26 protein-coding genes and 1 pseudogene are annotated in these 25,399 nt (G+C 67.8%); 14 read left to right on the top strand and 13 right to left on the bottom strand.

Annotation, left to right across the window (positions count from 1 at the left end; genetic code table 11):
• Positions 1 to 95 precede the first annotated feature (95 nt).
• Positions 96 to 1,487 (top strand): aldehyde dehydrogenase family protein, encoded by a 1,392-nt coding sequence (locus tag ACGF7Y_RS25015; RefSeq protein WP_393237066.1) that lies wholly within the window; start codon positions 96 to 98, stop codon positions 1,485 to 1,487.
• Positions 1,488 to 1,610: 123 nt separating this feature from the next.
• On the opposite strand, the gene ACGF7Y_RS25010 is transcribed toward ACGF7Y_RS25015, so the two are convergent.
• The gene (locus tag ACGF7Y_RS25010; protein WP_393237063.1) at positions 1,611 to 2,378 is read right to left on the bottom strand and encodes a hypothetical protein; all 768 of its coding nucleotides are present in this window, start codon (positions 2,376 to 2,378) and stop codon (positions 1,611 to 1,613) included.
• Between the two features lie 372 nt (positions 2,379 to 2,750).
• Between ACGF7Y_RS25010 and ACGF7Y_RS25005 the strand changes: the two genes are divergently transcribed.
• Together ACGF7Y_RS25005 and ACGF7Y_RS25000 are read left to right on the top strand one after the other, a co-directional pair.
• The gene (locus tag ACGF7Y_RS25005; RefSeq protein ID WP_393237060.1) at positions 2,751 to 2,990 is read left to right on the top strand and encodes a hypothetical protein; all 240 of its coding nucleotides are present in this window, start codon (positions 2,751 to 2,753) and stop codon (positions 2,988 to 2,990) included.
• A gap of 277 nt (positions 2,991 to 3,267) precedes the next feature.
• Complete coding sequence (locus ACGF7Y_RS25000; protein ID WP_157114014.1) at positions 3,268 to 3,867, top strand: SLATT domain-containing protein; 600 nt, start codon at positions 3,268 to 3,270, stop codon at positions 3,865 to 3,867.
• Between the two features lie 69 nt (positions 3,868 to 3,936).
• On the opposite strand, the pseudogene ACGF7Y_RS24995 reads toward ACGF7Y_RS25000, so the two are convergent.
• The 4 genes and pseudogenes from ACGF7Y_RS24995 to ACGF7Y_RS24980 form a co-directional block, all read right to left on the bottom strand.
• A pseudogene (locus ACGF7Y_RS24995) lies at positions 3,937 to 4,446 on the bottom strand (homogentisate 1,2-dioxygenase); the annotation flags it as partial.
• A gap of 41 nt (positions 4,447 to 4,487) precedes the next feature.
• Positions 4,488 to 5,552 carry a lipocalin-like domain-containing protein gene (locus ACGF7Y_RS24990; protein WP_393237057.1) on the bottom strand — a complete coding sequence of 355 codons (1,065 nt, stop codon included), beginning with the start codon at positions 5,550 to 5,552 and terminating at the stop codon, positions 4,488 to 4,490.
• A gap of 90 nt (positions 5,553 to 5,642) precedes the next feature.
• Entirely contained in the window at positions 5,643 to 6,935 is a 1,293-nt protein-coding gene (locus ACGF7Y_RS24985; protein ID WP_393237054.1) for an oxygenase MpaB family protein, read from the bottom strand.
• Positions 6,878 to 8,092 carry a hypothetical protein gene (locus ACGF7Y_RS24980; protein WP_393237052.1) on the bottom strand — a complete coding sequence of 405 codons (1,215 nt, stop codon included), beginning with the start codon at positions 8,090 to 8,092 and terminating at the stop codon, positions 6,878 to 6,880. The genes ACGF7Y_RS24985 and ACGF7Y_RS24980 overlap by 58 nt, the downstream gene beginning before the upstream one ends.
• A 99-nt stretch (positions 8,093 to 8,191) precedes the next feature.
• Between ACGF7Y_RS24980 and ACGF7Y_RS24975 the strand changes: the two genes are divergently transcribed.
• Positions 8,192 to 8,869, top strand: coding sequence for a TetR/AcrR family transcriptional regulator (locus ACGF7Y_RS24975; protein ID WP_393237049.1), 678 nt, complete (start codon positions 8,192 to 8,194; stop codon positions 8,867 to 8,869).
• Here the strand turns inward: ACGF7Y_RS24975 and ACGF7Y_RS24970 are convergent, their stop codons facing one another.
• Together ACGF7Y_RS24970 and ACGF7Y_RS24965 are read right to left on the bottom strand one after the other, a co-directional pair.
• Complete coding sequence (locus tag ACGF7Y_RS24970) at positions 8,870 to 10,432, bottom strand: subtype B tannase (RefSeq protein ID WP_393237046.1); 1,563 nt, start codon at positions 10,430 to 10,432, stop codon at positions 8,870 to 8,872.
• A 166-nt stretch (positions 10,433 to 10,598) separates the two neighbouring features.
• Positions 10,599 to 10,955 (bottom strand): DUF2218 domain-containing protein, encoded by a 357-nt coding sequence (locus tag ACGF7Y_RS24965; RefSeq protein WP_393237043.1) that lies wholly within the window; start codon positions 10,953 to 10,955, stop codon positions 10,599 to 10,601.
• Positions 10,956 to 11,220: 265 nt separating this feature from the next.
• Here ACGF7Y_RS24965 and ACGF7Y_RS24960 point away from each other — a divergent pair, with 265 nt between their 5' ends.
• The gene (locus ACGF7Y_RS24960; protein WP_393237040.1) at positions 11,221 to 11,664 is read left to right on the top strand and encodes a pyridoxamine 5'-phosphate oxidase; all 444 of its coding nucleotides are present in this window, start codon (positions 11,221 to 11,223) and stop codon (positions 11,662 to 11,664) included.
• 153 nt (positions 11,665 to 11,817) lie between these two features.
• On the opposite strand, the gene ACGF7Y_RS24955 is transcribed toward ACGF7Y_RS24960, so the two are convergent.
• A complete protein-coding gene (locus ACGF7Y_RS24955; protein WP_393237038.1) occupies positions 11,818 to 12,045 on the bottom strand; it encodes a hypothetical protein in 228 nt (75 codons plus the stop codon).
• Between the two features lie 437 nt (positions 12,046 to 12,482).
• Here ACGF7Y_RS24955 and ACGF7Y_RS24950 point away from each other — a divergent pair, with 437 nt between their 5' ends.
• Positions 12,483 to 12,917, top strand: coding sequence for an RICIN domain-containing protein (locus ACGF7Y_RS24950; RefSeq protein ID WP_393237035.1), 435 nt, complete (start codon positions 12,483 to 12,485; stop codon positions 12,915 to 12,917).
• 167 nt (positions 12,918 to 13,084) lie between these two features.
• On the opposite strand, the gene ACGF7Y_RS24945 is transcribed toward ACGF7Y_RS24950, so the two are convergent.
• Entirely contained in the window at positions 13,085 to 13,687 is a 603-nt protein-coding gene (locus ACGF7Y_RS24945) for a TetR/AcrR family transcriptional regulator (RefSeq protein ID WP_393237032.1), read from the bottom strand.
• A 129-nt stretch (positions 13,688 to 13,816) separates the two neighbouring features.
• Between ACGF7Y_RS24945 and ACGF7Y_RS24940 the strand changes: the two genes are divergently transcribed.
• Both ACGF7Y_RS24940 and ACGF7Y_RS24935 read left to right on the top strand, forming a co-directional pair.
• The gene (locus tag ACGF7Y_RS24940; RefSeq protein ID WP_393237029.1) at positions 13,817 to 14,269 is read left to right on the top strand and encodes an anti-sigma factor antagonist; all 453 of its coding nucleotides are present in this window, start codon (positions 13,817 to 13,819) and stop codon (positions 14,267 to 14,269) included.
• 195 nt (positions 14,270 to 14,464) lie between these two features.
• Entirely contained in the window at positions 14,465 to 14,935 is a 471-nt protein-coding gene (locus ACGF7Y_RS24935; RefSeq protein WP_393237026.1) for a carboxymuconolactone decarboxylase family protein, read from the top strand.
• Between the two features lie 59 nt (positions 14,936 to 14,994).
• On the opposite strand, the gene ACGF7Y_RS24930 is transcribed toward ACGF7Y_RS24935, so the two are convergent.
• A complete protein-coding gene (locus ACGF7Y_RS24930; RefSeq protein WP_393237023.1) occupies positions 14,995 to 15,528 on the bottom strand; it encodes a MarR family winged helix-turn-helix transcriptional regulator in 534 nt (177 codons plus the stop codon).
• Between the two features lie 58 nt (positions 15,529 to 15,586).
• Here ACGF7Y_RS24930 and ACGF7Y_RS24925 point away from each other — a divergent pair, with 58 nt between their 5' ends.
• From ACGF7Y_RS24925 to ACGF7Y_RS24915, 3 genes are all read left to right on the top strand, one after another.
• On the top strand, positions 15,587 to 16,312 hold the full coding sequence (locus ACGF7Y_RS24925; protein WP_393237020.1) for an SDR family NAD(P)-dependent oxidoreductase: 726 nt from the start codon (positions 15,587 to 15,589) through the stop codon (positions 16,310 to 16,312).
• Between the two features lie 418 nt (positions 16,313 to 16,730).
• On the top strand, positions 16,731 to 17,561 hold the full coding sequence (locus ACGF7Y_RS24920) for a DUF1684 domain-containing protein (RefSeq protein ID WP_393237017.1): 831 nt from the start codon (positions 16,731 to 16,733) through the stop codon (positions 17,559 to 17,561).
• Entirely contained in the window at positions 17,558 to 18,631 is a 1,074-nt protein-coding gene (locus ACGF7Y_RS24915; RefSeq protein ID WP_393237014.1) for an LLM class flavin-dependent oxidoreductase, read from the top strand. Before ACGF7Y_RS24920 ends, ACGF7Y_RS24915 begins: the two co-directional genes overlap by 4 nt.
• A gap of 20 nt (positions 18,632 to 18,651) precedes the next feature.
• Here the strand turns inward: ACGF7Y_RS24915 and ACGF7Y_RS24910 are convergent, their stop codons facing one another.
• The 3 genes from ACGF7Y_RS24910 to ACGF7Y_RS24900 all read right to left on the bottom strand — a co-directional run bounded on the left by ACGF7Y_RS24910 (position 18,652) and on the right by ACGF7Y_RS24900 (position 20,818).
• Positions 18,652 to 19,713, bottom strand: a complete 1,062-nt coding sequence (locus ACGF7Y_RS24910) for an alpha/beta hydrolase (RefSeq protein ID WP_393237011.1) — start codon at positions 19,711 to 19,713, stop codon at positions 18,652 to 18,654.
• 181 nt (positions 19,714 to 19,894) lie between these two features.
• Positions 19,895 to 20,380 carry a DUF2505 domain-containing protein gene (locus ACGF7Y_RS24905; protein ID WP_393237008.1) on the bottom strand — a complete coding sequence of 162 codons (486 nt, stop codon included), beginning with the start codon at positions 20,378 to 20,380 and terminating at the stop codon, positions 19,895 to 19,897.
• Positions 20,381 to 20,611: 231 nt separating this feature from the next.
• Positions 20,612 to 20,818 carry a hypothetical protein gene (locus ACGF7Y_RS24900; protein ID WP_393237005.1) on the bottom strand — a complete coding sequence of 69 codons (207 nt, stop codon included), beginning with the start codon at positions 20,816 to 20,818 and terminating at the stop codon, positions 20,612 to 20,614.
• Between the two features lie 144 nt (positions 20,819 to 20,962).
• On the opposite strand from ACGF7Y_RS24900, the gene ACGF7Y_RS24895 reads away from it, so the two are divergent.
• The 3 genes from ACGF7Y_RS24895 (at position 20,963) to ACGF7Y_RS24885 (ending at position 25,393) form a co-directional block, all read left to right on the top strand.
• Positions 20,963 to 21,634 (top strand): cyclase family protein, encoded by a 672-nt coding sequence (locus ACGF7Y_RS24895; protein ID WP_393237003.1) that lies wholly within the window; start codon positions 20,963 to 20,965, stop codon positions 21,632 to 21,634.
• Positions 21,635 to 22,223: 589 nt separating this feature from the next.
• The gene (gene cmdF, locus ACGF7Y_RS24890; RefSeq protein WP_393237000.1) at positions 22,224 to 23,840 is read left to right on the top strand and encodes a tyrosine 2,3-aminomutase; all 1,617 of its coding nucleotides are present in this window, start codon (positions 22,224 to 22,226) and stop codon (positions 23,838 to 23,840) included.
• 11 nt (positions 23,841 to 23,851) lie between these two features.
• Positions 23,852 to 25,393 (top strand): amino acid adenylation domain-containing protein, encoded by a 1,542-nt coding sequence (locus ACGF7Y_RS24885; RefSeq protein ID WP_393236997.1) that lies wholly within the window; start codon positions 23,852 to 23,854, stop codon positions 25,391 to 25,393.
• Positions 25,394 to 25,399: the final 6 nt, after the last annotated feature.

Below are 25,399 nucleotides of genomic sequence, written 5' to 3'. Positions count from 1 at the left end.
ATCGACGTGCGGTGTGCCGTCGCTCCCGGTGCCCGCTGACGCGGACGGCGGTGCCGACGAGTTTGAACAGGGGGTGCCAGGCAATGGCTCGCGATATGAGCGCACCGAACGCTGTCACGTTTCCCACCGAGAATCGGGCAACCGAAATGATCGAGATACTCGATCCCGCCACCGGTGCCACCGTCGGCCATGTGCCCATGACCGGCCTCGCGGAGATCGATCGGCAGGTCGAGTTGGCCGATCGGGTCCAGTCGACGTGGGCGCGCACCGCGTCGGCGGAGCGGGCCGCCGCACTGCGTGCCGGTGCCGCCTTGCTGCGCGAGTGCGCCGACGAGCTGGCCGAGCTCAACCGTGCCGAAACAGGACGCCCGCGGGCCGAAGGCAAACAAGGCGTGCTGACCGGTGCCGCGACGTTGGAGCAGTATGCCGAGCTGGGGCCACTGCACCGGGGAAAGACCCTGCAAGGAGACTTCGAGGCGACCGACCTCATGGTGTGGGAGCCGTGCGGTGTCGTCGTCGCGCTGACACCGTGGAACGACCCGGTCGCGGTGTCGTGCGGCTTGCTCGGCGCGGCGCTGGCCACGGGAAACACGGTCGTCTACAAGCCGAGCGAACGCGCACCGCATACCGGCGGTCTGCTCGGCGAATTGCTCGCCCGTGCGCTTCCCGAGGGGGTGCTGCAGACGGTCCAAGGCGACGGGAGGATCGGCGCGCTGCTCGCCGCGCGCACCGATGTGGACGTCGTCGCGCACGTCGGCAGCACGTCCACGGGGCGGGAGATCGCGAAGAGTGTGGCGGTTACGGGCGTCAAGGCATTGCTGGAAAACGGCGGCAACGACGCGCTCGTCGTCGACGCCGGGGTGGATCCCCTCTGGGCCGCCGGGCAGGCGGCGCTCGGCGCGTTCGCGAATTCCGGCCAGATCTGTGTGTCCGTCGAAAGGATCTTCGTGCACCGGGATGTCGCGGAGGCCTTTCTGGCGGCGCTGGTCGCGGAAGCCGAGTCCTGGGAGACGGCGCCGTTGGTCGACCGGCGTCATCGCGACCAGGTCCACGCTCACGTGCGCGACGCGGTGGACCTCGGGGCCGATCTGCTGACCGGCGGAGTGGTGCCCGACGGCGCCGGTGCGCATTATCCGGCAACCGTGCTGGCACACTGCGATTCGAACATGCGCATCATGCGGGAGGAAACCTTCGGTCCGGTCGCGCCGGTGCGGCGGGTGGACACGTTCGAGCAGGGGATCGTGGAGGCCGCCACCGACGACTACGGACTCGCGGCGACCGTACTCACTCCTTCGATGGCCCATGCCCAGCACGCCTGGCGAGAATTGCCGGTCGGCACGGTGAAGATCAACGCTGTGTTCGGTGGGGCGCCCGGTGGAGCCGCGCACCCGCGGCGGGCCAGCGGATCGGGCTTCGGTTACGGACCCGAATTGCTGGACGAGATGACTCGGACGAAAGTCGTGCACCTGCGCCCGGCGCCCCACTGAGAGATACCCCACCGTGCGGCCACCGGGCCGGGAAGATCGCCGTCGCGGCTGGTTGACCTGCGAGGCAACGGGCATGCGCCGACACATGTCACCGGGTGGGCCGGTGACGCGCTCGCCGAAGCGTTATGTGGGCTGACGCTCGTCTCGCCGGGCCGGTCCATCCCCGGCGCTGCGCCACGGCAGGCGCAGAGAAATGGCCGGGCGGCGCAGAGAAATGGCCGGGCGGTTATATGTCCATTGGGCGACGGCGGTGACGGCCGAGCCCAGCGAGGTGACGCCGGCGAGCAGGGCCCAATGTGTGAGTCCGGCGGTGTCGTAGGAGACCTGCCGGACTCCCGGCGCGATGAGGCTGCCATTGCCGAAGGCCCAGCTCGTCACCATTCCGATCTGCCCACCCAGGTCGGTGGTCCGGGCGAGCATGGCGCGTAACTCGGGGGCCTGGCTGTTGATGTAGAGCACCGTCAGCAAGACGAGAGCGGCGGTGGTCACGGTGGAAACCGTCGCCGCGTGCGACAAAATGTCCGTGCGAAGCCGGAGGTTCGCCGCGACCAGGCAAACGGTGACGACGACCGCGGCGGCGGAAAGCAACGCCAGGGCACCGCTGATGCGGGCGGTAGGCGGTTGCGCGGACGACCAGGTGTTCAAGAACGAGGTGGTCGCGGTGATCCGGCCGAAGGCGTTCGCGCTGGCTTTGCCGTCCGCCCCCGCGGCGCGGAGCCACGGCTGGAACAGCAGGATCAGTGTGACAACGCTGCCGACCGCGGCGCTCACATAACCCCAGTGGCCGTCCAGCGTCGACAGGGCCGCCCGGAGACCGGCGAGCCTTCCCGGCGCAGTGCTCGGTACTCGTTCGAGCCGAGTGTCCTTCGCTGACCACGGGGTTGGCTGCACTTCGCTCCGAATCGAGGATGGTTCGGCGTCGAGAACCGAGGCGGATATGGCAGTCCCCGACCGCGGTCGTCCGTGCGCACGGCCCGGCAGAAGGGGGTATCCGGACACTAAGAGGCGGGCAGCGTTCGATGAATGATTGCGATCAGCGCGATCTGATTACCGGCACCGCCATGCCGCGAGTTCTCGCCGCCATGGCGCATCGGACTCGATCGCTCCGCTGTGCCTGCGCGGTGGCCACGTCACATCCTGCTGTCTTCCGTGATGGCGGTTCACCGTTCGAGCAACTGATCGCGGGTGCCCCTGCTGCGTCGAGGCGGTACGGGCCACCGGAGCCGGGCGGTCGCTCGTTGGGATGAACGCACCGCCGATCGAATGGCCAACCGGATCAGTGTCGTCACATATCACGCTGAGACGGGGAATCTTTCGGCGGCTTTCGGCTGGGATCTGTTCCAGCGGGCCATCGATCGAAACCACGGCGTCTACCTTGTCGGCCACATGGTGGCCGCACCCGGCATGCGCGGCGAGATCTCCATCAACAGCGCCCTGCGCGCCGCCGACGCCGCAACCGCCTCCCTGAAAGCGCACACCCGCGTGAACACCGCCGTTCGGTAGACAGCACGGTCGGGGTCGAATCAAGGCGATCGCGGTCCGGCTCGAGCGCCGCGGAGCATCGGCGATGGGTACGCGCGAGTGCCGGACCGGGGTGGGGGGCCCGACTCGTCGGAGGGGAGGGCCGGTCACCCCGCCCTTCGCTGAAACCCGTTGCGGCGCAGTGTCGGACCCTGGAGGTGCCGGATCGGCGACGCGCGGGAGCGCGCAACGCCGTGCGATCGACCGGTGGAACGGCCGAAAGATGAACCCGGGGAGGTAGGGGAGATACAGTACGGCCGTGACAGAGCACCGATCGCCCATCGGCGGGGATCGCTCGCAGGACCTCGGAGTGCCGCCTTCGCTGGACCTCCGATCCGCCGACTGGTCGAGTTCCGATGAGACCCTTGCCCGGCTGTTCCAACGTGTCGAGGCGTATGCCATAGACGCGCGCGATTGGTACTCGCGGGACAGCCTAACGAAGCGGCGAACCAGCCTGGCCCTCACCGCGACGACGCTCGTTCTGGGCCTACTCGGAATATTGGTGCCGTTACTGACGACCGCCGGAGTGCACGCCATCGACCCGAGCTGGGGGTACGTCCTGCTCGCTTGCGCGGCCGGAGGCGCCGGATTCGACCGCTTCTTCGGCGTCTCCACCGCGTGGATGCGCGATCTCCGCAGCGCGCAGTCGATCAACGCGATGTTGTGCGACTTCCAACTGGAATGGGCATCTGTCTCGCGGGCCGCCGCCAATTCCAACGGGGAGATAGACCGCCGGATGGGACTGCTGAGGGATTTCTCCTACCGGGTCAACGAGGTGATCGCCCACGAAACGGATAGCTGGGCCGGCCAATCGCAACCCTCGGTCACCGCGCGGATGGGCAAATTCGATCGGAGGTAGACCCCGGCGGCGCCGACGGTGGGCGAGCGGCAGGTGGTTCAGCTCTTCTGCGGTGTCAGTTCCGCCGTGCTGGCCTTGTCGAAGGTTCTCGACGTCACCGAAGTAGCGAGCACGCATGGTCTCGGTGGCGCAGTACATGTGCACGGCGATGCCCTGACGCTGCAACGCCGAGCCGTTGGCGGCCAGGGTGTAGATGCTGTCGAGGAAGTCACCGCGCGGCCAGGTGTCCGGCAGCGGATCCCACCGCAACCTGTTCGGGTCGGCCACGCCGTCGAGAATCGGGGCGCTGCGGAAGGTCCGGTTGTCGATCCTGGTGAACGCACCGTGCTGCGCGGAAGGGCGGATCCGATACACCCAGCTACGCCGGTTGACCGCTCGGGGTTCGGTGAACGCCGTCGCCGAGAGTTGTTCCGCGTACAGGCCGTATGGCGCCCGCTGTGGTGAATTCTGGTCCGTGGGCAGCGCGCCGGGGATCGCCTCGCTCTGATGCTCGTTGCCGAAGCCGCTCAGATAGGCGAATCGCGTTGTGGCGGAAGCGGTATCGGGGTCCGCGGCACGGGCGGGACGGGTGTTCGTCATGGGCTGGTCTTCGTCTCCGGGAGCTGGGTGGTGGGCCGGGGTCAGGCCAGGGCGACCAGTTCGTGCAGCGTGGAGCCGGTGCGCGTCTCGATGCCGGTCCCGGTGTGGACGGTCAATTCGAACGACGACTCGAACCGGAAGTAGCCGGGATGGCCGACCAGCCGATGCACCAGCGGTTTGATCAGTGGTGATCGAGCGACGGGGATGTCATCGAGCAAATCGTGGGCATGGATGACCTTCTCGACGACCAGGCGCAGATCCACGCTCCCCGGCACGCGCAGTTCGATCCATTCCGGATACGTTCGACCGGCGATCGGGTGGAATCGCGCCGGACCTTCGGTGAGCACCGTCTCGCCGGTGGACAACACGATGTCACCGTGACGGGCGAGCATCAGCGGACTGATCTCGTGCCCGCCTTGCCGCCGCTGGGTCAGCACCGAGGCGTAGAGCAGCGAATAGTCCTCGACGTAGAGCCGCCCCCAGTGCCAGCGGTCGATGATCTTCTTCATATCGCCGACGCCCCAGTTGTGGTCGTGATATCCACGCCCGGTGACTTCGTGGCGGACGCCGTCGAGCTCGATGGCGCCGCTCACCCGGGCGCGCGGCGCCGCGACGACCCACCCGAACGAATCCCGCGTCCCGAAGCGGGTCTCGCCTTTGCCCGGCATCCAACCGGGGGTCTCGTTGTGGAATCGCAGGTCGAAGACCAAGCCGTCCTCGGCCATGCGCAGGTGGTGAATCGGCAGCCCGTGCGCCGGGTACTCGGTGTGGGCGTGGTTGGCGCCGATGCGCACGTCGCAGGTGTCGGCCGAGAACACCGCCGCAGCCCGCGGATACCGCCGCGACACCTGGCGGCGGGTGCCGTCCGGGGCGTACACCATCATCTCCACCCATGGTTTGGCGTTGGGCAGATCCTCCGGTCGCCGTTTGGTCAGGAAGCCGATCACCACGTGCCCGGTGTCGAGATGAGCGTCGAAGTACCAGTGCTCGAACGCCAGTTTGCTCGGCGACGGGTGAAGTCCGTCGTGCTGGGGCTCGACGGAGGTCAGTACCCCGTCCCGGCGGCCGGGCCCATTCCACACTTCGACGATTTCTGCGGTGCTCATAACTGCTTTCGGTGTCGGTGGACACGACGGTGGCGCATCGGGTCCTGGGTCGGCGCGGACGCGGCGCGCAGGGCGACCGCGGCGCGAAGGTCATCGGCGTAGTGCCCCGCCGGCGTCGAAAGCCGCTTCGCGGCCCTGCATCTGGGCGCGGTACCAGTTCTCGCGGTGCCAGAGCATGAGCTTCTCGTGCGCCCGCGCGAACGGCGGGAAGGTTCTGCGCAAAATCTCCATCGCCGTGATGAGGGGGAAACGCAGGAGGGGAATGCCGATCCAGGGAAACGCCGGGGGCATGGTGTACCGGCGCCGCGTCCACGGAGCCATGTACATCGCGCAGTACACGGAGTTGATGCGGAAGTTGTACGCCTCACGCAGTCGCGTGAGCCCGCGGTGGCCGTCGCGCGGCGCGAAGGCCACCGGGTAGGACTCGATCAACTCCGCGCCGTGCTTACCGGCGTCGTAGGAGCGGGACGCGATGGTCATGGCGAGAACCCGCAGCGAGTCGAGGACCGTTTCCGGGTACCAGCGCAGCCGCACGCCGAGCAGGTATCCCATGTACTTCTGGAAATGCAGCAGCGCGCGGATTTCCGAGGGGGTGGTCTGATAGCCGAGCGCCCACAATCCGAGGCCGGGGGTGACGCTGCCGCCCAGGAGGGTCAGCATCTGGTAGGTCTGGCTGATCGGTAGGCCCCACCTGTCCATGTCCCACTCCGGATGACCCGCGACCTTCGCGCGGATCGAGACATGCATGATGCGCACCTTCAGTGCCGTGGCACGTCCCGCCGAGCCCGGAGTCAGCAGTGCGCGGGGCTCGGAGACATCGATCCAGAAGCGGGTGGTCTCCAGGAAGCGGCGCAGCGCGCTGTCCCCGGCGTAGCCGCCGGCCAGCGACAGCGGGGTCGCGACAGCGGCCTCGGTGTACATCTCCAGTGTTTCCGCGCCGGCGAAGCTGAACAGCATCGTGCCCCACCGTCGCCAGATCGCCGCGCCTTGCTCGACCAGTTCGGGCACCACCCACTCGGGCACCGTCTCGAATTCCTCGAACAGCGCGCGCATCGACTCCGGCGCGTCCGGTACGGCGTCGATGCCTGCGGCGAGGGCGGTTTCCAGCATCCGTCGTCCGGCCTGGGGGCCTGCCGCGCCGTGCATCACCTCGGCGACGAACCGTTCCGCGACCGGATCGCCGGTGAACAAGTCCTCGCATAACGCGACCGCTTGCGTGTCGGTGGGAAACAGCTCATTCCCGGTGAATTTTACGAACAGACGCTCGAGGCGCCGAACCTTGGGGGACCGGCGCGCTTCCCAGTACCGGAACGCGGTCGGGCACTTCACCGACGGCTGTTGCGCGACGACATCCGCGCCCGCGGGCGGGACTTCCACTGACATGGGTGACCTCTCCTGATATCCGATGCGGTCCGGGTCGTTCGGCCCGGCTTGCTCAGCCCACCAACTCGCGCCGGACCAGCCAGGACCGCAAGTGCTCGATGATTTGCCCGAGACCCTCGGGCTGGTCGACCAAGTAGTGGATGAGATGAGGCATTTCGATCAGCTCTGCGCGCGGATCGGCGCTGGCGGCGTGCATTTCCCTGGATTCGCCGACGGAAAGCCGCCTGATCACCCCGCAGCGCCATCACCAGCGTCGGCGCTTTCACCCCTGCGAGATCGCTCGGCGCGCTGGCGTGGGTGTGCTCCTCGCTCCAGGTGCTCAACCAGCTGCGAGCGGTGACGAAACGCGCCAGCCCGCCCGCCGCCCAATTCGCGGTCCGGGGATCGCCGTAGAGGCTGCCCGGTTCGCGGTCGCTGGGATCGATGGTGACATCGACGAACCGTGGATCGGCGACGGTGCGATGCACCAAGAACGCGCGATCGACTCCGGGCCGGCCCGCCGACCGCGCCGGCTGTTCCTGCGCCCAGGCATCGATCCGCCTGTCACTTCCGGGTGGCGTCACCCCGCCGTGCAGGTGCAACGACGAGGGCGGATCGGTGCGGAAACGTTCGGTTACGCCGTGCACGGTCGTGTCCATGTCGGCGGCGAACGGGTGCCCGCCCATCCGGTTGGTGAACCGCACGCTCAGCGGCCTACCCGCCGGATGCTCGATCGTCGGGCCGAGATACGACATCCCGTTGTAGCCGAGCGCCGGTGATTCCGGCAGGTCGCGATGAAAACGGTGCGTCGTCGACGCCGCGACCAACTCGTGGTGGTCACCGCGCACAACCGGCAGCCGGGGGAGTTCATCGACGAACGGCTCGACCCTCGGGGAATGAAACAGCAGCGGACTGTCCATGCCGGGCGGCAGCAGCGGCTCGGCGACACCCCGTGTCCGGACCAGCATCGAACCGGCGAAGCCCGCACCCACGCCGTGCAGAAAACTTCGGCGCCCGATCCGCAGTCTCATCGTCGAACCCTTCTCGGCGGCCTCGTCGCCGCCCTCGCCGGTGACCATACCATTGGGTATAGTTATCGGTACCCTTTTGAATGGAAGAATCGGGTCCGTGCGGAATGATCGCGAAAGAAGCTCGGTGACCGGCAGATACGGCACCATCGCCAGACGGGTGCAATGGACAGTCACCGCGCTGAAGTTGCCCCGTGACGGGGTCACCTACCATCGAGTGGTGATTTCCACCGAGATGGGGCCGCACCGATGACAGCCGACCGGCCACCGGCCGGCGACAGCATCCGGCCCCCCGACGTGGACACCGCGAACTCCGCACCGCGGCGCTCCCGGAAAGCGGCGGCGCAGCAACGCAGCCGCAGCCGCGCTCCGCGGCTTTCGTACGAGGCATGGGTAGACGGCGCTCTGGCACTGCTCGCCCGAGAAGGCGTCTCCGCCATCAAGATTCCCCGGCTGTGCCAGGAACTCGGTGTCACCAAAGGCAGTTTCTACTGGCATTTCGACGATATCGAACAGCTCATGGAGGCGATGGCCGACCGTTGGAGCGCGCTGCAAACCGAGATCATTCGCGCTCTCGGCGCGATCGAGTCCGTTCCGGTCGAGCAGCGCATCGCCAACATGGCCGCCAATCTCATCGACCAAGGCACCTGGGCCACCGAAGCCACCGTGCGCGAATGGGCACGAAGCGATGAGAAGGTGGCAGCGACGGTGCGCGCCTTGGATCAACAGATCTTCGAAACGGTGCAGAAAGCGATGCTGGAACTGGGCTTCGCACCGGAGGAAGCACGGCTGCGCGCCGGTGCGATGGTGTACTTGGGCATCGGCTTCATCCACGGTCGCGGCAGCCTGCCCACGCCGACCGCGGAGCAGGCGCGGGCGATTCTCGGCCTGTTGACCATCCCCGCCCCGAAAGAGAATCGGGCGTAGCTAACGGGCGTAGCCGGTGATGCCGCGAATCCAGGCGATGAAGTCCCCGGCGTCTTCGTTGCTGCCGTGGCCCGCGTCCCAATACATGGCGGCGTTCACGTCCGCGCCGAGATTCTCCAGCTTGGCGGCGAGGTTGCCGACGACGGTGAGGGAGGTGTCGGAGTCTTTCGTGCCGACGCGTATCCACCAGTGCCGGGCGTGGCCGGGATCGTCCCGGCCGAGGAAGTACATGGGGTTCATCAACTCGATCTTGTCCGGCAGGTCGCTGTCGAGCCGCGCGTTCGCATGACCGGTGGCATGGCGCAGGCTGTAGAGGGTGAAGTGGCGCGCTTTGGTGGTGCCGTTGCCGAATTCGTTGTTCTCGCCCGAGGACAGGTCGAAAGCGTCGAAGGCGGGCACGTTCTTCTTGCGCGCGCCGACGTGGGTGAGGTAATCGGCCCATGTGAAGGTCGCGGTGTCGTTGTCGAAACGCAGCCATGGGTTCGCGGCCAGGTAGGCGCCGCGCTCTGCGTCCGACAGTGCCTTCAGGTACTTGCCCGCCGCCGGTCGCAGATAGGTGCGCAGCAGGTGGTCGGCGTAGTTGTCGGCGGTGAGCGCTCCGGACCCGTTGCGCCCTCGGAGATTCAGCGATGCCTGGTAAGCCGGAAAGGCTGTCGCGAGTTCCCGTGACACCGTCTGGTCGACCTGTTCACCGGACAGCGGCGGGTTGGCGCCCCAGTTCCATTCGTAGGCCATGTCGGCGTGCTCGAGGTCGGTGATCGGGCAGTAGCCTGCGCCGGCGAAGATGGCGTCGGAGGCGTCGGCCGCGCCGAGTTCGGTGAGGTAGGGGTGGTAGCGGTCGCTGTCCCCCGAGGCGCCCAGCAGCGCCGACATCGCGCCGCCCGCGCTCACACCGGTGGAGATGATCCAGTCGGTGTTGCCGGGCACCCGCCCGCTGTTGTGCCGCAGATACCGCACCGCCGCCTTCAGATCCACGATCGCCGCCGGAGCGACCCCGTAGTAGACGCCGTCGGAGCCGACCAGATCGCGCCCTCGCGCGCCCGGCTCGACGACCACATAACCGGCGGCCAGCGCGAGGTCGGGGTTGCTGGTGCGATTCGCGCCGTCACCGAATCCGCCCGATCCGCCGGGCGTTCCACCGCCGTCCGCCGCGCCGCTGGGTGGGGCCGCGCCGGACGGCAGGCCACCGGGCGTGCCGCCGGACTTGGTCACCGAGGACGACATGTATCCGCCGATGTTGTTGCTGAGCAGAATCGGTGCCCTGCTCGCGTCCACGGTGTTGCCGTCGATCTGGACCGGGACGCTGACGGTCAAGCTCTGGTATTGCTCGTCCACCGGTTTCGCGACGTAGACGATGCCCTTGTACTGGTGGTAGGTGATCCGCCGCTCGCCATCGGCGGTGGCGACCGCTTTGGCTTCGATGCTGTATTTCTCGGGGTCGAAGCGCAGGGCGTCCGAGTCGCCGGACTCCGTGTCGTGCTCCTGTCGCGAGTCGCACCCCGAGGCCACCAGTGGGGTCGCGGTCACCGCGGCCAGTGCCGCCAGCATCGTTCTGCGTCGCACGAGTATTCCTTTCGGGTCACGGAACCGGTCTTCATCAGGGCGCGTCACCGAGCGCCGCAGTTCGTCGTCCCAGCCGGGAAATATCTCGATGGGGACGCCGAACTGATCCAAGGCGCGGCCGGTGTGGTCGATGGGTCTTCGAGGCTGCGCGGACGGAAGGTAGGCGTCAGTTCTCCGGCGGGCGGTCGCCGCTCGGACCGGTCGAATCCGCGACGGCGGGATCGTGCTGCCATGTCACGCTCAGCTGGTCGCGCTCGCCGAACCGGACCAGGTGCCTCGCGAGCACGTCCTCGAGCCGCGCCAGGTCGTCGGCGGCCGCCTCGATCCGCAGATGCAGTTCGCCCTCCTGCACGGTGACCGTCGCGCGGCCGGAGTCCAAGTCGATCCAGCCCGACGAGGACTGCGCCGACCACTCGCCCCCGTTGCGCCGCCCCAGATGCGACACCAACTGCTTGCCGTACCGCTCCGGCCGATCGGTGCGAACCACCGCCCGGGACGAGCTGAACGAGCCGCCCGCGGTCACGACGTGGCCCCCGAGCGGGATCCGGCGTGCGGGACGACACGGGCACCCAGAACCTGCGAGATCATGACGCCACCAGCCTTCAGATCGCTCTGCATTTGCGTGGATCTGTCGCCGATGGCGAGCGCGACCCGTCGACAGGACATCGGGCAGCGTCGACGCAGCGACGATATGGTCAGCACTACCCTGGCCGCTGCTGTTCACACACCGCGTCGACTCCGGTAGCGAACCCGCAGCACATGCCGACCCGGCTACGTAGACTTCCGGCGTGACCGATCTCGCGGACTTCGCCCGGCTGATCACTGGCGACCACGGCCTCTGCGTGGTCTCCACCCTGCGAGCCGACCGCACGATGCAATCGTCCGTCGTCAACGCGGGTGTGTTGCGGCATCCGGCGACCGGTGCGGACGTGGTGGGCATGGTGGTGCGCGGCGATGCCCGCAAATTGGACAATCTGCGTGCCCGGCCGCGTGCCACGGTCGTGATTCGCGTCGGTTGGGAATGGGCCGCCGTCGAGGGGCCGGTGTGGGTCGTCGGTCCCGACGACCCGGCCCCGGACGTCGATGCCGAGCGGTTGCGGCTTCTGCTGCGCGAGGTGTTCACCGCGGCCGGTGGCGTGCACGAGGATTGGGCCGAGTACGACAGAGTGATGGCCGCGGAGCGCCGGGCAGTGGTTTTGGTCCTGCCGGATCGTGTCTACGGCAACGGCTGAGATCTCCCGCTGCCGCCCGCGAACCGGCCGACGAGCCCGGGTTCGATCGGAGTCTCGGCTCGGTGCCAGTCGGCTTGGTGCGGCGTTCGGATCAAGTCGAGCGGAGTTTCTTCGCCCAGGTATCCGGGCGACCGGGGGTGGCTCGCCGGTACGCTACGCGTGGGGCGCGACGTCCAGGACGTACTCGAGGTCCCTGATTTCGTCGGCGGTCTCCGGTGCGCAAGAGATGACGACGCGATCCGCGCCGCAGAGTTCGACGACCTCGGCGTCGTCGGTTCGCAGCCAGTCGAGAAACTTCCCCCGCACACCTCTCGGTGTCGCACTCTCGCCGCGCAGGGAGGGGTCGAGGCGGACGAGGTAGGTGCGGTGTAGCACCGGCATGGCGCTCTCCTTCGATCGTCCGGGCCGTAGCCGATGCGGCGGTTCGCGCCGCGTTCGGGTGCTCGTGCATGTGCGATGGTCGCTGTGCGAGCGTCATACCCGGCTTGGGCGACCGCACGCGATGTCGAGGGATATTCGCGGCGGAACTCGTCGGGGGCGAGTGAGAACAGGACAGCGGCTTGCGGGTTCCGGTCACCGGTGCGGCTCCGAGGCGCACGCGGCCCGCAAGGTGGCGGCCAGGCATGGGACGAGCGCCGGCGGCTGCGCACGCGGCGAACTCCGGTCTGTTGAGGTGGTTCACTGGTTATGGGACGGGTAGTTCGGTATCAACCGCAACCCTCGCGATCAGCGACTGGCACCACGGTCGAGGTTCCATCAGGGCAGTTGCTGTCGGCGGTGGTATGCGGGGTATGTCCACACGGCGAGGACGACGGATCATGGCTGAGTTGAGCGAGGGTGTGTATCGGATCGTCAACGTCGGCACGGGTCATGTGCTGGCGCTCGACAGCGCTGACCAGGTCACGGTTGTGGGGGAGGCAAGTGTGGAGGACGGCTGGCAGCATTGGCTGTTGTCGAGCGCGCCGGAATTCGGCGGAGGGATCTGGTACATCACCAACGGGCGCACCGGGACCCGGCTCGGACTCGGCGACGGTCTGGTGTCCGAGGGGGTTCATGTCGAATGCAGCGGGACGCCGATGGGATGGCAGATCAGCACCGACGAAGCCCATCCCGCCTGCTACCGTATCGCCGTTTGGCCCGCCGCCGAGTTCGTTCTGGCCCTGCCGGGCAATGAGCCCGGCACCGAGCAGATCGGGTTGACGCGCTACGCGGCCACCAGCGATATCCAGCAGTGGCAGTTCCACCGGCCATGACCAGGTCCGATATACGGATATCCCGCGGCACCCGCGGGCTGGGGCGCCCCGACGAGCGTGGCAGCAGGACCCGGTCGGAGGGCCGGCGATCTCGAACCCGTGACGAGGTGGGGGAGCATCCCGCGCCGCCGGTGGTTGTGCGGCGGTCGGCCGGGCCGCCCGTGTCGCTATGGCGCGACGGGGCGGTGCTGTTCGATGAGCATTCGCGCCATGAGCTTGGCGCGGTGGGCGGCCAGCAGATCTCCCTCGGCGGCGGAGATGATCGAGCCCTTCATCAGGATGTGCCAGGACCGGGCGAAATCGTCCGGGTCGCACAGTCCCGCCGCCTCGGCCCGGCCGCGCACGATGGCCCGGATATTGTCCAGGTATCCGATGCTGGCCTGCCCGGCCGGATGCGCGGCTCCGAGTTCGAGCAGCACGTTGATGAACGAGCAGCCGTCGAAATCCTCCCGTTTCTGGAACCAGTCGTGGAAGACGTCGAAAATCGCCAGCAACTGTTCTTCGGGTGTGTTGCCACGCGCCCGCGACTGGGTTTCGACCAAGCCGAGCGTCCACAGTTGCTCGCGACGCTGCAGCACGGCGAGCACGAGATCGTCCTTGGACGGAAAATGCCTGTACAGCGTTGCCTTGGCCACACCGGACAGCGCGATCACTTCGTCGGTGCCCACCGCTCGGATACCGCGGCGCGTGAACAACGCGTAGGCGGTGCTGAGGATTCGCTCGCGCGCGGGTGCGGCGGATGCGGTGCGTGGAAGGTTCGGCGTTTCCATCTCCCTGTCACCATAGCGCTGTACAGACAGGCCTGTCTCTGTTAGTAAAGAGAGACAGGTCTGTCTTGAGGAATGCAGGATGGGCCCGAATTGAGCGCCCTAGGCGCGAAACGAATCGAGTGTGCCCATATGAGCACAGCACTGCACGGTCTCAGCAACCCCACCCAACCACCGGCCGATGAGCCGGAAGGCACCCTCCCCGGACTGAACGCGACCGTCGAACGTCGGGGCAACGCGGCCATCGTCCATGTTCACGGCGAGGTCGACGCCTACACTCTGCCGACGTGGCGCAAACTGCTGCGGGAGGTTGTCACAGCGACCGCGGCGCCGGGCCCCATCGTGATCGACACCGGCGGCCTCGGCTTCATGGCCTGCCGTTCCATGCTGGCCTTGGCCGAGGAGGCCGAGGCGTGCAGGCTCCGGGATGTCCGGCTGTGCGTGGTCGGCAGTCCATTGGTGGTGACCCGTATCGTGGCCCTCCTCGACCTCGACGCTCTCCAGCCCATCTACGCCTGCGTCGAGGACGCCCTGGCCGGCTCCGTGCCGAGCGGGGGCTCCTTGGGAGGTCGGGTCGCGGGATAGCGCGGGAGCCGGATCATGCTGAGTCCCGGCGGGCCGATGGCTCGCCGGGACTCAGCGCGATGGGGGTCGATAGCTGTCGCCACCCGTGCCGGGCAAGAGAAGTTGCCTGCCAATAGCTTTGGATCGTCGAAGACTCGGGCCGGGGGATAACGCGCGCTGCAGTCCGGCGCTGAGCGAGGACTGGCGTGCGAGCGTGTGGGCCCCGACAAGGACCCCGCCGTCGATCACGGCACGATCCACGCCACACCCGGCGACTGGTGGACGGTGTTCGCTCAATCGCCGGAGGTGTTCCGGCACGCCGTGCGCGGTTTCGGCGTCTACCGCAACGCAACCCTCGATCCGGCATTGCGCGAATTGGGCCAGAGCCGGGCCGGTTACGCCCGCGGAAGTCAATTCGTCTTCTCCCAGCACTGCAAGCAGATGCGCTCGCTCGGCGTCCCCGAAGCGAAGATCGCGGCGATCCCGCACTGGCAGATCAGCGACTGCTTCTCTGTGCTCGAACGGGCCGTGCTCGCCTACATCACCACCCTCTACGACATGCATGCCACGATCTGCCGTGCGCTGCGTCTGGAATACGACGACCGGCCCGAACCGGTGGAGGAAGTGCGCCTGCCCGAAGGTGTGCAGGCCCGGGACCTTTCCGCGGATCTGTCCGGTACCGGCTAGGCGGAGGGCGACTCGGGCCTGTTTCCTCCGGCTTCGCGTCGGTGCGTGACATTCGCTGGTCACCCGGCGGCATCCCCCGCTCCGGTGGATCGGATCGCGTCCGCGAGCGTGTGCAGGGCCGCGGTGAGTGCGGCGCGTTGATCGGCGGGTAGCCGATCGGTGAGCGTGGTCTCGTGGTCCAGCAGGGCGGGCACGACTCGCTCGGTGAGGCGGTGGCCTTCCGGGGTGAGGGTGACCAGTACACCGCGCCGGGTGGCCGAGGTGGGTGCCCGGGTGATCAATCCGGCCGTTTGCGCGCGCGTCAGACGCTGGGAGATGGCGCCTGCGGTGACGAGGCTGCGGGCGGCGATCTGGCGGGTGGTCAGCTGGTAGGGCGGGCCGGACCGGCGCAGGGTGCTGAGCAGGTCGAGAGTGGATTCATCGATGCCCAAACGCTGGAGGGTGCGCTGCCGTTCGTCGGTGAGCAGCTTGGCGACTCGCCACAGCGGGGTGAGTATCTCGATCGATTCGGTTCGCGCGCCGGGCAGCTCCCGGCGCCATGCCGCGGCTATCTGAGTGGGGGACGGTATCTCGTCCCGCAGTTCGTGCGTCATTGCCGGAAGTGTCTCCTCTCGGTACATTTAGCGCTAAATATACCGAGAGGAGAAGAGAATGCGCGGAACGGTCGTCATCACCGGTGCGAGCGGGGGGATCGGGCGCCGAGTGGCGCAGCGATTCGCCGAAGGCGGTGCGGAGGTGGTGATCACCGGGCGCTCGCAGCAGCGGCTCCAGCAGACGGCATGTGAGCTCGGGGTGCGGGGGATCGTGTGCGATGCCGCGGTTCCATCGGCGGTGCAGCGGTTCGCCGAGTCGGTCGGGCCGGAAGTCGATGTGCTGGTGAACATGGCGGGCGGAAACACCGATCTCGCCGGCGGGGGTGCCGAAGAAGTGTCGTTGGAGGAGCTGGCCGCGCAGTGGCAGGCGAACCTGTCGACGAATTTGCTGAGCGCGGTGCTGACCACTTCGGCGCTGCGCGAGCGGTTGCGGCCCGGCGGGGCGGTGATCAATGTCGGCTCGATCGGCGCGGAATACGCTGCGGGCTCCTACGGCGCCGCGAAGGCGGCGTTGGCGGCATGGTCGGCGGGATTGTCGGCGCAGCTGGCGCCGCGAGGCGTCACGGTGAACACGGTCGCCCCGGGGTATATCGAGAACACCGATTTCTTCCAGGGGCAGTTGAGCGAGCAACGACGCGCGTGGTTGATCGACTCCACGCACGACAAACGCGCGGGCGATCCGGACGATGTCGCCGGGTTGATCGAATTCCTGGCGTCGCCGCACGCCCGGCACATCACGGGGCAGACGATCCATGTCAACGGCGGTGCGCACACGACCAGATGATCGTCGGCCTACGGGTCGTTGGTTCTGCCGCCCAGGTCCCACGGTGATGCTGAACCGTTGCTGCCGTAAGACTCTCGGTGCGGATCGACGAGATCCCTCATGCCCGGCCGGAACCGGCCAGCAGATCCCAGCGCTCCGTGAGAATGCCGTGGCGCAGAGTATCCGTGGCGGTGAGCACCGGCCCGGCCTGCACACCGGGCCGGTGCGCAGCGGTTGTGTTCGCGCTGATCGCAATCCTGTGCGTTAGCGCGTGTACGCGATTGGATCAGCTACACCGGCGTTCGCTGCCTGAGAGGAGCCGCCGCCGCCTCGATCGGAGACATGTCGGCCTCGGAATGCCGAGAGCGGCGCGACCGAGGCGCCGGTCTTCGACAGCGCCGACCCGGGAACAGGAAGATCCTCAGACCAGGAGCACCACATGACAGCGCAGGCCACCGCCGCGACTCCGACCGACGCCTTCGTCGCCGACTGGCAGGACTGGCACCGCGCGCAGGAGTCGAGACTTGCCGACCCGCACGGATTCCTGGCCATCACCGCGCTGCACTGGCTCACCGAAGAGCCACAACGATTCCCCGACGCGCCGGGCGCTTGGTCCACCGGTGCCGATGGCGTCACAGTGGTTCTCGATGACGGTGACGAGCTGGCGGTCGACGGGGTATCGGTGCGCGGTCGGCATGTCTTCGGCGCCATCCCCGAACGCGGTGGCCTGAACGCCGTGTGGGGTGACGCGGTGATCGAGGTCGCCAAGCGCGGCGGGTACGACATCGTTCGCCCGCGGCATCCGGACAACCCGCTGCGCACGGCGTTTCACGGCACGCCCGCCTACGCGCCGCACCCGAAGTGGGTGGTCACCGGCCGCTATGTCGCCTTCCCCGAGCCGCGGCCGACCACGGTCGGCGCCGCTGTCGAAGGACTCGAACACGTTTATGACGCGCCGGGGCAGGTGGAGTTCGAGCTGGACGGCCGTGCGCTGCGCCTGACCGCGTTCCCCGGCAAGGATCCCGGCAGTCTGACCGTCCTGTTCACCGACGAGACCTCGGGAGTCACCACTTACGCCGCCAATCGCGTCCTGCACCTGTCCCCGCCCGGCGACGACGGATCTGTGCAGCTGGACTTCAACCGGTCCGCGAACCTGCCGTGCGCCTACACCGACCTGGCGACCTGCCCGTTGCCGCCGGCGGAGAACCGCCTGCCGGTCGCGATCGAAGCCGGTGCGAAGCTCCCGTACGAGCGCGGCGGAACCCGATGAGCGACACAACACCTGGGATCAGGACGTTGTCGTTCCTGACACCGGGCAACTACCCCGACGACGATCCCTACGCGGGGCTCGAGGACACGCTGCGGCTGTTCGAGTACGGCGAGAGTCTCGGCTTCGACGGTGCGTGGATCCGGCAGCGTCATCTCGAGCACGGCGTCGGGTCGGCCGCGGTGTTCCTGGCCGCCGCCGGTCAGCGCACCAGCCGAATCCAGTTGGGCACGGCCGTGATTCCCATCGGTTACGAGAGCCCGTTTCGGCTGGCCGAGGATCTGTCACTGGCCGACGTGCTGTCGCGGGGCCGGTTGCAAGCCGGCTTCAGCGCGGGCACGCCGCCGCATGCCGACTTGATCGGCGACCTGGTCTTCGACGGAGACTGGCGCTCCTACGATCTGTCCTACGGACGGATCACCAGGCTGATCGAGAACCTGCGCGGTGACTTTCTCGGTGCCGCGGGCACGGTGATCCACTCGCCGGGCAACACCCAGCGTCCCCGGCTGCAGCCGCACAATCCCGGCTTGATCGATCGGCTCTGGTACGGCGGGGCGAGCATCCGTTCGGTCCGCTGGGCGGGGGAGAGCGGGCTGAATCTGCTGACGGGGAACATCGTCTTCGGCGACCGCAGCGACGATTTCAGCACCACCCAATCGAGCTTGCTCGACGAGTACCGCCGACTGGTGGATCCGGCCCGGCCCGCCCGGGTCGCGGTAGGGCGGGTGATCGTCCCGTTCGACAGCGCCGACCGCGCGACTCGCGAGCGGTATCGGCAGTACGCGGCGAGCAGGTACGAGCGCACCCTGTCGCCACAAGGGGAGCGGCGTGTCCTGTTCGCCCCGGACCTGGTCGGCCCCGCCGAGGAGATCATCGACCGGCTGCGGGCCGATCCGGTGCTCGCGCAGACGTCGGAGCTGCGGCTGGAGCTGCCCTACGAGTTCCACCGTGCCGACTACGAACAGATCTTGCACGACACCGTGGAGCTGATCGCCCCGGCCCTTGGGCATCGGCCCGCGCCGATCCGCTCCGGCGCCGAGCACGACACCGGTGAGGTGGCCGCGCCCGCTTGATCCCAGCGGCGCCGGTCGCTTCAGGCAGTGCCGAGTGCGGCGGCGAACCCGGGCCACGAGCTGTGCAGGTCTTCCTGCCAGTACGACCAGGAATGGGTGCCGTTGCCGCGCAGCTCGAAGGTGGCGGGAATGGCCAGTTGATCCAGCCTTTCGCGCAGCTGACGGGTGCAGCGTTCGGCGAATGTCTCCAGGGCGCCGCCGATGAGGAGCTGGTCGATCAGCTTGCCGGGGCTGTGCTCGATCCCGGCACTGTCGAGAGTGTCGTACGGACCGGGCGCGCCGGTCCCGCTCGCGACATAGATCGCGGTACCGCGCAGCTCGTCCGCGTGCAGATACGGGTCGTTGGCCGCCCACGCGGGATCCGTCGGCGGACCCCACATGTTCACCACGTTGCCGCGGCGCCCACCCACCACCGCGCTCACGATCACTTGACCTTGCGGATCGCTGGTGCGCACACACCCGGAATACGAGCCGATGGCTCGATACAACCCCGGTGCGGCCAAGGCCAGCTGGAACACCGACGTGCCCGCCATCGAGATGCCCGCGATCGCGTTCGCCCCGCTGCCCCCGAATTCCGCGTCCACGATCGGCGGCAGTTCACGAGTCAGGAACGTGGCCCACCGCTGCCGCCCCAGCATCGGATCATCCGCACGCCAGTCCGTGAAATAGGAACTTGCGCCGCCGAACGGGATCACCACGTTGACTTGCTTGTCCCGGAAGAACTCCACCACATCCGTGCGGCTGAGCCAGTTCCCGTCAGCCCCGCCGTCGATCCCGTTCAGCAGGTACAGGGTGGGCGCAGGCGCCGATCTGTCGGCGGCAGGCAGGACACGGACGGTCACCTCGTTCGCCATCGCGGCGGAGTGGACCGTCAGCTCGACCAACCGTCCCGGGCCGGACGTCGTACCGGCGATATGCGGTCGATCGGGGGGCATGCCGATCGGTGACGGGAGTTCCGTTTGGGCGCTCACCGGTCCGGCCGCACCGGTCGCGAACCCGAGGACAACGATGCTCAGCGCCGCCACCAGCCGCGCGGTCCGCGCCGCGCCACGGGGATAGGACGGCGGGGCAGGAGAATTCACACACGGCCTTCCTGGGGAGGCTGGACGAAACAGGCCCACGGTAGGCCGCGGATGCCTCGGCGGGCAAGGCGGCGTCGCGCTTGTTGGGGGCGATGGCCACTGCGCCCGCGGCGTCGCTGGGAACGGCCACAAAACGCCATGGTCTGGACCGAGCCACGAACGCCGCCGCCGAGAGCCACGGTCAGTGGTCGGTGATCCAGGTGTCGGTGAACGCCGCCTCCGTGGCCAGCATGTCGAGTAGCCGGGTCACGATGGCTGCCTCGATCTTCCTGCCGAACAACGGGATACCGACTTCGGCGGCACCGGCCACCACCGCCTCGGCCGCTGTGTCGCTCTCGGTGAGCCGGACGGTGCCACTCACCTGGGCGGGCACACCTTCGACGCGGGCCTCGAAACTGCCGCCCTCGCGGGTGTAGGTCTCGCAGCGGGTGATGACCAGGCCCTCGGGCCGCACCGCGGTGATGGCGCTGGGCAGCTCCGCCGCCGGAACGGTCTGCACCATCCGCACGTGCAGGCGGTCCTCGGCGGCGTCGAACTCGACGAGCTGTGCGTCGGCCCCGCCGACCTCCTCGATGCGTTCTTTCCAGTACTGCTCGTCGGCCAGCGCCGCACGAAGCGCGTCGGCCGAATGGGAGTAGGTGGCCGTATACGCCAAGGGGGTCGCCATACCGGCACACGCTACCTGCTGCCACGCCCTTCGCCGCCGGTGAACCGCCGACGCCGCCGCGCCGGAAACCCGCTGGGAAACAAAAGGTTCGGCAGCAGGCCGCCACCAGATCGGTGTCCGTGATCCGGTCGAGGACAAGAGTGATCGCGATCAACCGGTACCGCCGGGGCAGTCCGGCGTAATCATCGAAAACCGGACGTGATCTCATCGGCTGCCGGCGGCGACAGTCTTTCAGGGGAGACGCATCAGCTGCCGGGAAAGCGTGAACAGACGGCGGGCGAGTTTGATGACCGGGATGCCCAGCGGAATCAGGATGATCGTCACGCACAGCACCGCGCCGACGAGCCACAGCACAGCGGCGACCAGCCCCAGAACCGTGCCGAGCACGGCCGTGAGGATCCCCAGTATCGGACCGAGTAGACCCTGTAGTAGTCGCATGATGACCTTCCGGTTTCCATTCTGCGCTTCTCGGGGCCTGTGCGCATCAGCCGATTCCGACCGGCGAGTCCGAACGTACCGTGAGTCACTCCCGTGTCGTCGCGCCTCGGACGACTGCATCCGCTGCGCGGTACCGTCCCTGGTATGAGCCGAGCGATCGTGGAGCTGTCCCATCCTGTCTCGGACGGCATGCTCATCGATCCGACCCTGCCCGCACCGCGTGTCACGACGGCTGTGGCACGTGACCGATCGCCGCTGATCGACATGAGCTACCACATCGCGCGCGTGGATATGGTCGGCCCCACGGGCACCTACATCGACGCGCCTTTCCATTTCCACGCCGGCGGCGCCGACATCGCCGAGCTGCCGTTGGAGCGGTTGTTCAACGTGCCGATCGTGATGATCCGCGCGTCGGGCCGCCGCGCGGTGGGGCCGGACGTGCTGGGCGATCCCGCGCGCTTGTGGGGCAAAGCGGTGCTCGTGCACACCGGTTGGTCGGGGAAATGGGGATCGTCCGCGTATCGAGGGCCCGGCCATCCCTTCCTGGTCGGGGAGGTCGCCGAGGCGCTGGTCGCCGCCAATGCGGCACTGGTGGGAATCGACTCGTCCGACGTCGACGACACGTCCTTGCCGACGCGGCCATGCCACCACACGCTGCTCGGTGCGGGCATTCCGATCATCGAGCAGATGACGAATCTGGACGCGGTCCCCGACACCGGCGCCAGGCTGGTCGCGCTGCCCGCCCCGGTGCGCGGGACGGGCTCGTTCCCGCTGCGCGCCGTGGCATGGACCGAGCACGGCGCAGTGGGCGACTGAGGGACCTTTCGATTCGGTATCCGTCGACCCGATTGCGCACCCCGAATCGCCTTCTACAGCCGGGAACCTCGAGGCCGGAACGGCGGGACCGCCGGATCGTCGCCGAAGATGTCCGGGAGGTCGCGCTCGACGCTGTCGGGGAATCGGGCGGGCCTCCTGGCAGACTGGACGACACCAGCCGGCTGGAACTACACAGCATCGGAGTCGTACGCGCGGGCATTGCCCCGGCAGCCCAAGGACATCCTGAATTCTGAGGGGACAGGCAATCGGCGATGCCGTTGCCCCCCTTCGAGCGCCTCCGATACGTGCTGCTGCTCGGTAACAAGGCACGCGATTGGAGCGGGTGAACTGTTCGGGTTCGGGCCCGCCCCGGCGGCCGGTGCCTCTTCGACCCGGTACCGGGATGGCTAACCGAGCTCGTTGTGACCCGGGCCGGGTCGGAGGACGGCTCCGCCCGAAGTGTAGGCCGATCGGCTGATACCGGCGGCCCCGGCCTCCGTGTCAGGCTTCTCTCGGCGCGGCCACCGCGACTCGAAAACGAATCATGCTGCGGCCATGAGTTTTTCACGGGGACTTCAAGGAGTATCGCATGCTGATTCGGGGCAGCGAATTGACCATTGACGACGTCTACGACATCGCCGTCGAGCGAGAGCCGGTGGAACTCGACGCCGATCAGCTCGCGATGGTCGACGCCACGCATCGACGGATCCAGCGATGGGGCGCCGAAGGGCATCCGATCTACGGGGTCACCACGGGGTTCGGCGAGATGGTCACCAGAAGCATCCCACCGCAGTTCGAGACGGCGCTGCAGGGCAACCTCCTGCGTAGCCACGCGGCCGGTGGCGGCCCGCTGTTCGAGGACACGACGGTGCGGGCCATCTCGGTCACCCGGCTCAACTGCCTGATGCGAGGCTACTCAGGGGTTCGCCCCGAGACGCTCACGTTGATGGCCGACCTGCTCAACGCCGGTATCCATCCGCTGGTCCCGCAACAGGGATCACTCGGCGCCAGTGGTGACCTTGCCCCGCTGGCGCATCTGGCGATCTCGCTCATCGGTGCCGGGCAGGTCCGCCGGAACGGAGTGATCCACTCTGCTGCCGAGGCACTGGCCGATGCCGGTCTGCGGCCGACGCGCTTGGGATACAAAGAGGGGCTTGCGCTGATCAACGGCACCTCCGCGATGACCGGCGTTGCCTCGGTTTCACTCGTCCGGGCACGTCGCCTGCTGCGGGTGGCGCTCTGGGCCTCGGCCACGTTCCTGCAGGTGATGCAGGGATCGACCGGGGCATTCGAGCCGCGCGGTCACGAGCTGAAGAATCACGCTGGGCAGTGTGAGGTGGCCGAGGTGGTCCTCGGGCTGCTCGGTGGCAGTGAGCTCACCCGCGACCACGGTGAGGTGATGCGGCTCATCCAGGCGGAGGCGGCGAACTCCGGGCGGGTGACCAAGGTTCACGACTATCTCCAGGACGCGTACACCTTGCGGTGCATTCCCCAGATCGTCGGTCCCATCGTCGACACTCTCGAATATTGCCGGCGCCTGGTGGAGGAAGAACTGAATTCGTGCAACGACAACCCGCTCATCTTCGATTCGCCCGAGACCATTTTCCACGGCGGCAATTTCCACGGCCAGTATGTCGCCATGGCATGCGATTTCCTCAATGTTGCCGTGTGTGAAATCGGGGTGCTGGCCGAGCGGCAGGTGAACCGGATCCTCGATCCCCACCTCAACCGTTCCTATCCGGCGTTCCTGGCCTTCGGCGACGAGGGGCTGAACTCCGGTCTGCAGGGCTCACAGTATCTGGCCACCAGCATCGCCTCGGAGAACCTGGACCTCGCGGCTCCGGCGTCGGTCAAGTCGATCCCGTCGAACGGGCAGAACCAGGACGTGGTGAGCATGGGCCTGATCGCCGCCCGGAAGTCTTGCACGCTCGTCGACAACGTGTACACGATCGTCTCGGTGCTCGTCGCGGCCTGTTATCAGGCCGCGACGATGGTGGGTATCGAGAAGTTCAGTCCCGGTACCCGGGGTCTGCTCGAGCACCTCGAACAGGCGACCCCGGCCTTCCGCGACGACGAGGGTATCGCCTCGGAGTTCCTGGCCACGGTTCGCCGGACGGTTCTCGACCCGGGCGTGGACGATCTGCTTCCGTCGTTGCCGAGTCGTGCAGGTTCCCGTCGTCTCCCCGCCTTCGCGCCGGTGCAGTGACGAGGTCAGAGATGGCACGGATGCGCTCGGTGTTCATTCCGGAGTACGTGCGCGCACACGCGGCGACCCATCCCGATGCTCCGGCTGTCGGCGAGCTTACCTACGGCCGCCTGGACGCCTGGACGGATCAGGTCGTCGGCACCTTGCTCGATTGGGGCATCCGGCCCGGGGAGCGAGTGGCCACCCGGCTGGGGGTCGGCCCCGAGTTCGTCGTGGTATTCCTCGCGCTGATGCGGGCCGGTGCTGTCACGGTGCCGCTGGCAGTGACGTCGACCGGATGGGACCGGGAGGTCATGACCGACTCGCCCCCGGGAATTGTCGTCGTCTCCGCCGACTGCCCGCCCTGGTCCACCGGGTGGGCCGCATCCGAGGATCGGCGCCCGCTCCCGCCGTTCGACCCCTCGCGCCTCGCCCAGAATGCTTCGCGGGACAACCATGTTCGGCCACCCGAGTTCGATCTGGACGCTCCCTGCTATACGGTCTTCACCTCGGGCTCGACCGGGCGACCGAAGGCCGTCACACAGTCCCATCGGGCCTTCACCGATCTGGTCTGCTGGATGGTCCGGGAATTCCGGTTGGCGCCTGCGGTGAAATGGGCCCAGTGGGCCTCGACCCACTACGACGCGAGCCTCTGCGAGATCGCTGCAACGCTCGTCGCCGGCGGCACTGTCGTTCCCCTGCCGGACGAGGTCAAATACGACGCACGCCTGCTCGTGAATTTTCTGGCCGAGGAGGATGTGCACGTTCTGCAAACCGTTCCGAGTTTCGCGCGCGAAATCGTCCATGCCCTCGACAACGACAGCGCGTCGAGTGGACTGCCGCCACTGTCGTGTCTGCTCCTGACAGGTGAACCGCTGCCGGGAGACCTAGCGGCCGCGCTGCGGGTGCACCTGCCGGCCACTCGGCTGATCAATCTGTACGGGCCTACCGAGACCATCCTGGCGACGTGGATGGAGGTGCCGGAGGCGCGATGGTCGGAGACCGTGCCGGTCGGCCGCGCGATTCCCGGGTATCGCGTCTTCGTCGTCAACGGCGACGACCGGCTCTGCGACGACGGCTCCGTCGGCGAGATCGTGATCTGCGCGCCGTCTCTCCCCGATGGTTACACCGCAGGCGCCGATGCGGACGGCGCGGCGAGGTTTGGCCCCTTGACCCTGCCCGGCGCGGCGGAGTCCCTGCGGTGCTACCGGACCGGCGATCTGGGCCGGTGGCGCACCGACGGCCTTCTCGAATGGTGTGGTCGCGCGGATCGCCAGATCAAACTCCGCGGGACGCGCGTGGAGCCGGCGGAGATCGAATCCGCGGCGATCGAGCACCCGGCCGTCATCGACTGCGTCGTGGTCGGAATTGCGGGCGCCGATGGGCTGGTGGATTTCCTGGCCGCCTATGTCGCCGTAGGGGAGAATTCGCTGTCGGCCGGGGATATTCGCGAACACCTGCGCCGTCGACTCGACTCGGATCTCATGCCGTCGAAATTTGTCGTACTACCGGCACTGCCGCGCAACAGCGGAGGAAAGGTGGATTTCGCGCGGCTCCAGCGCCCGGCACACTGATCGAGG

The sequence above is a fragment of the Nocardia sp. NPDC047654 genome, assembly GCF_043205035.1.
Classification (GTDB): domain Bacteria; phylum Actinomycetota; class Actinomycetes; order Mycobacteriales; family Mycobacteriaceae; genus Nocardia.
This window is presented reverse-complemented; position numbering and strand designations above follow the sequence as displayed.

Excerpts from the sequence above, each read along its gene's own strand:
- ACGF7Y_RS25015 (WP_393237066.1), top strand. The coding sequence starts at position 96 with ATGAGCGCACCGAACGCTGTCACGTTTCCCACCGAGAATCGGGCAACC.
- ACGF7Y_RS25005 (WP_393237060.1), top strand. The coding sequence starts at position 2,751 with ATGGCCAACCGGATCAGTGTCGTCACATATCACGCTGAGACGGGGAAT.
- ACGF7Y_RS24990 (WP_393237057.1), bottom strand. The coding sequence starts at position 5,552 with ATGAGCACCGCAGAAATCGTCGAAGTGTGGAATGGGCCCGGCCGCCGG.
- ACGF7Y_RS24985 (WP_393237054.1), bottom strand. The coding sequence starts at position 6,935 with ATGTCAGTGGAAGTCCCGCCCGCGGGCGCGGATGTCGTCGCGCAACAG.
- ACGF7Y_RS24980 (WP_393237052.1), bottom strand. The coding sequence starts at position 8,092 with ATGGTGCCGTATCTGCCGGTCACCGAGCTTCTTTCGCGATCATTCCGC.
- ACGF7Y_RS24975 (WP_393237049.1), top strand. The coding sequence starts at position 8,192 with ATGACAGCCGACCGGCCACCGGCCGGCGACAGCATCCGGCCCCCCGAC.
- ACGF7Y_RS24955 (WP_393237038.1), bottom strand. The coding sequence starts at position 12,045 with ATGCCGGTGCTACACCGCACCTACCTCGTCCGCCTCGACCCCTCCCTG.
- ACGF7Y_RS24950 (WP_393237035.1), top strand. The coding sequence starts at position 12,483 with ATGGCTGAGTTGAGCGAGGGTGTGTATCGGATCGTCAACGTCGGCACG.
- ACGF7Y_RS24945 (WP_393237032.1), bottom strand. The coding sequence starts at position 13,687 with ATGGAAACGCCGAACCTTCCACGCACCGCATCCGCCGCACCCGCGCGC.
- ACGF7Y_RS24940 (WP_393237029.1), top strand. The coding sequence starts at position 13,817 with ATGAGCACAGCACTGCACGGTCTCAGCAACCCCACCCAACCACCGGCC.
- ACGF7Y_RS24930 (WP_393237023.1), bottom strand. The coding sequence starts at position 15,528 with ATGACGCACGAACTGCGGGACGAGATACCGTCCCCCACTCAGATAGCC.
- ACGF7Y_RS24925 (WP_393237020.1), top strand. The coding sequence starts at position 15,587 with ATGCGCGGAACGGTCGTCATCACCGGTGCGAGCGGGGGGATCGGGCGC.
- ACGF7Y_RS24920 (WP_393237017.1), top strand. The coding sequence starts at position 16,731 with ATGACAGCGCAGGCCACCGCCGCGACTCCGACCGACGCCTTCGTCGCC.
- ACGF7Y_RS24915 (WP_393237014.1), top strand. The coding sequence starts at position 17,558 with ATGAGCGACACAACACCTGGGATCAGGACGTTGTCGTTCCTGACACCG.
- ACGF7Y_RS24905 (WP_393237008.1), bottom strand. The coding sequence starts at position 20,380 with ATGGCGACCCCCTTGGCGTATACGGCCACCTACTCCCATTCGGCCGAC.
- ACGF7Y_RS24900 (WP_393237005.1), bottom strand. The coding sequence starts at position 20,818 with ATGCGACTACTACAGGGTCTACTCGGTCCGATACTGGGGATCCTCACG.
- ACGF7Y_RS24895 (WP_393237003.1), top strand. The coding sequence starts at position 20,963 with ATGAGCCGAGCGATCGTGGAGCTGTCCCATCCTGTCTCGGACGGCATG.
- cmdF (WP_393237000.1), top strand. The coding sequence starts at position 22,224 with ATGCTGATTCGGGGCAGCGAATTGACCATTGACGACGTCTACGACATC.
- ACGF7Y_RS24885 (WP_393236997.1), top strand. The coding sequence starts at position 23,852 with ATGGCACGGATGCGCTCGGTGTTCATTCCGGAGTACGTGCGCGCACAC.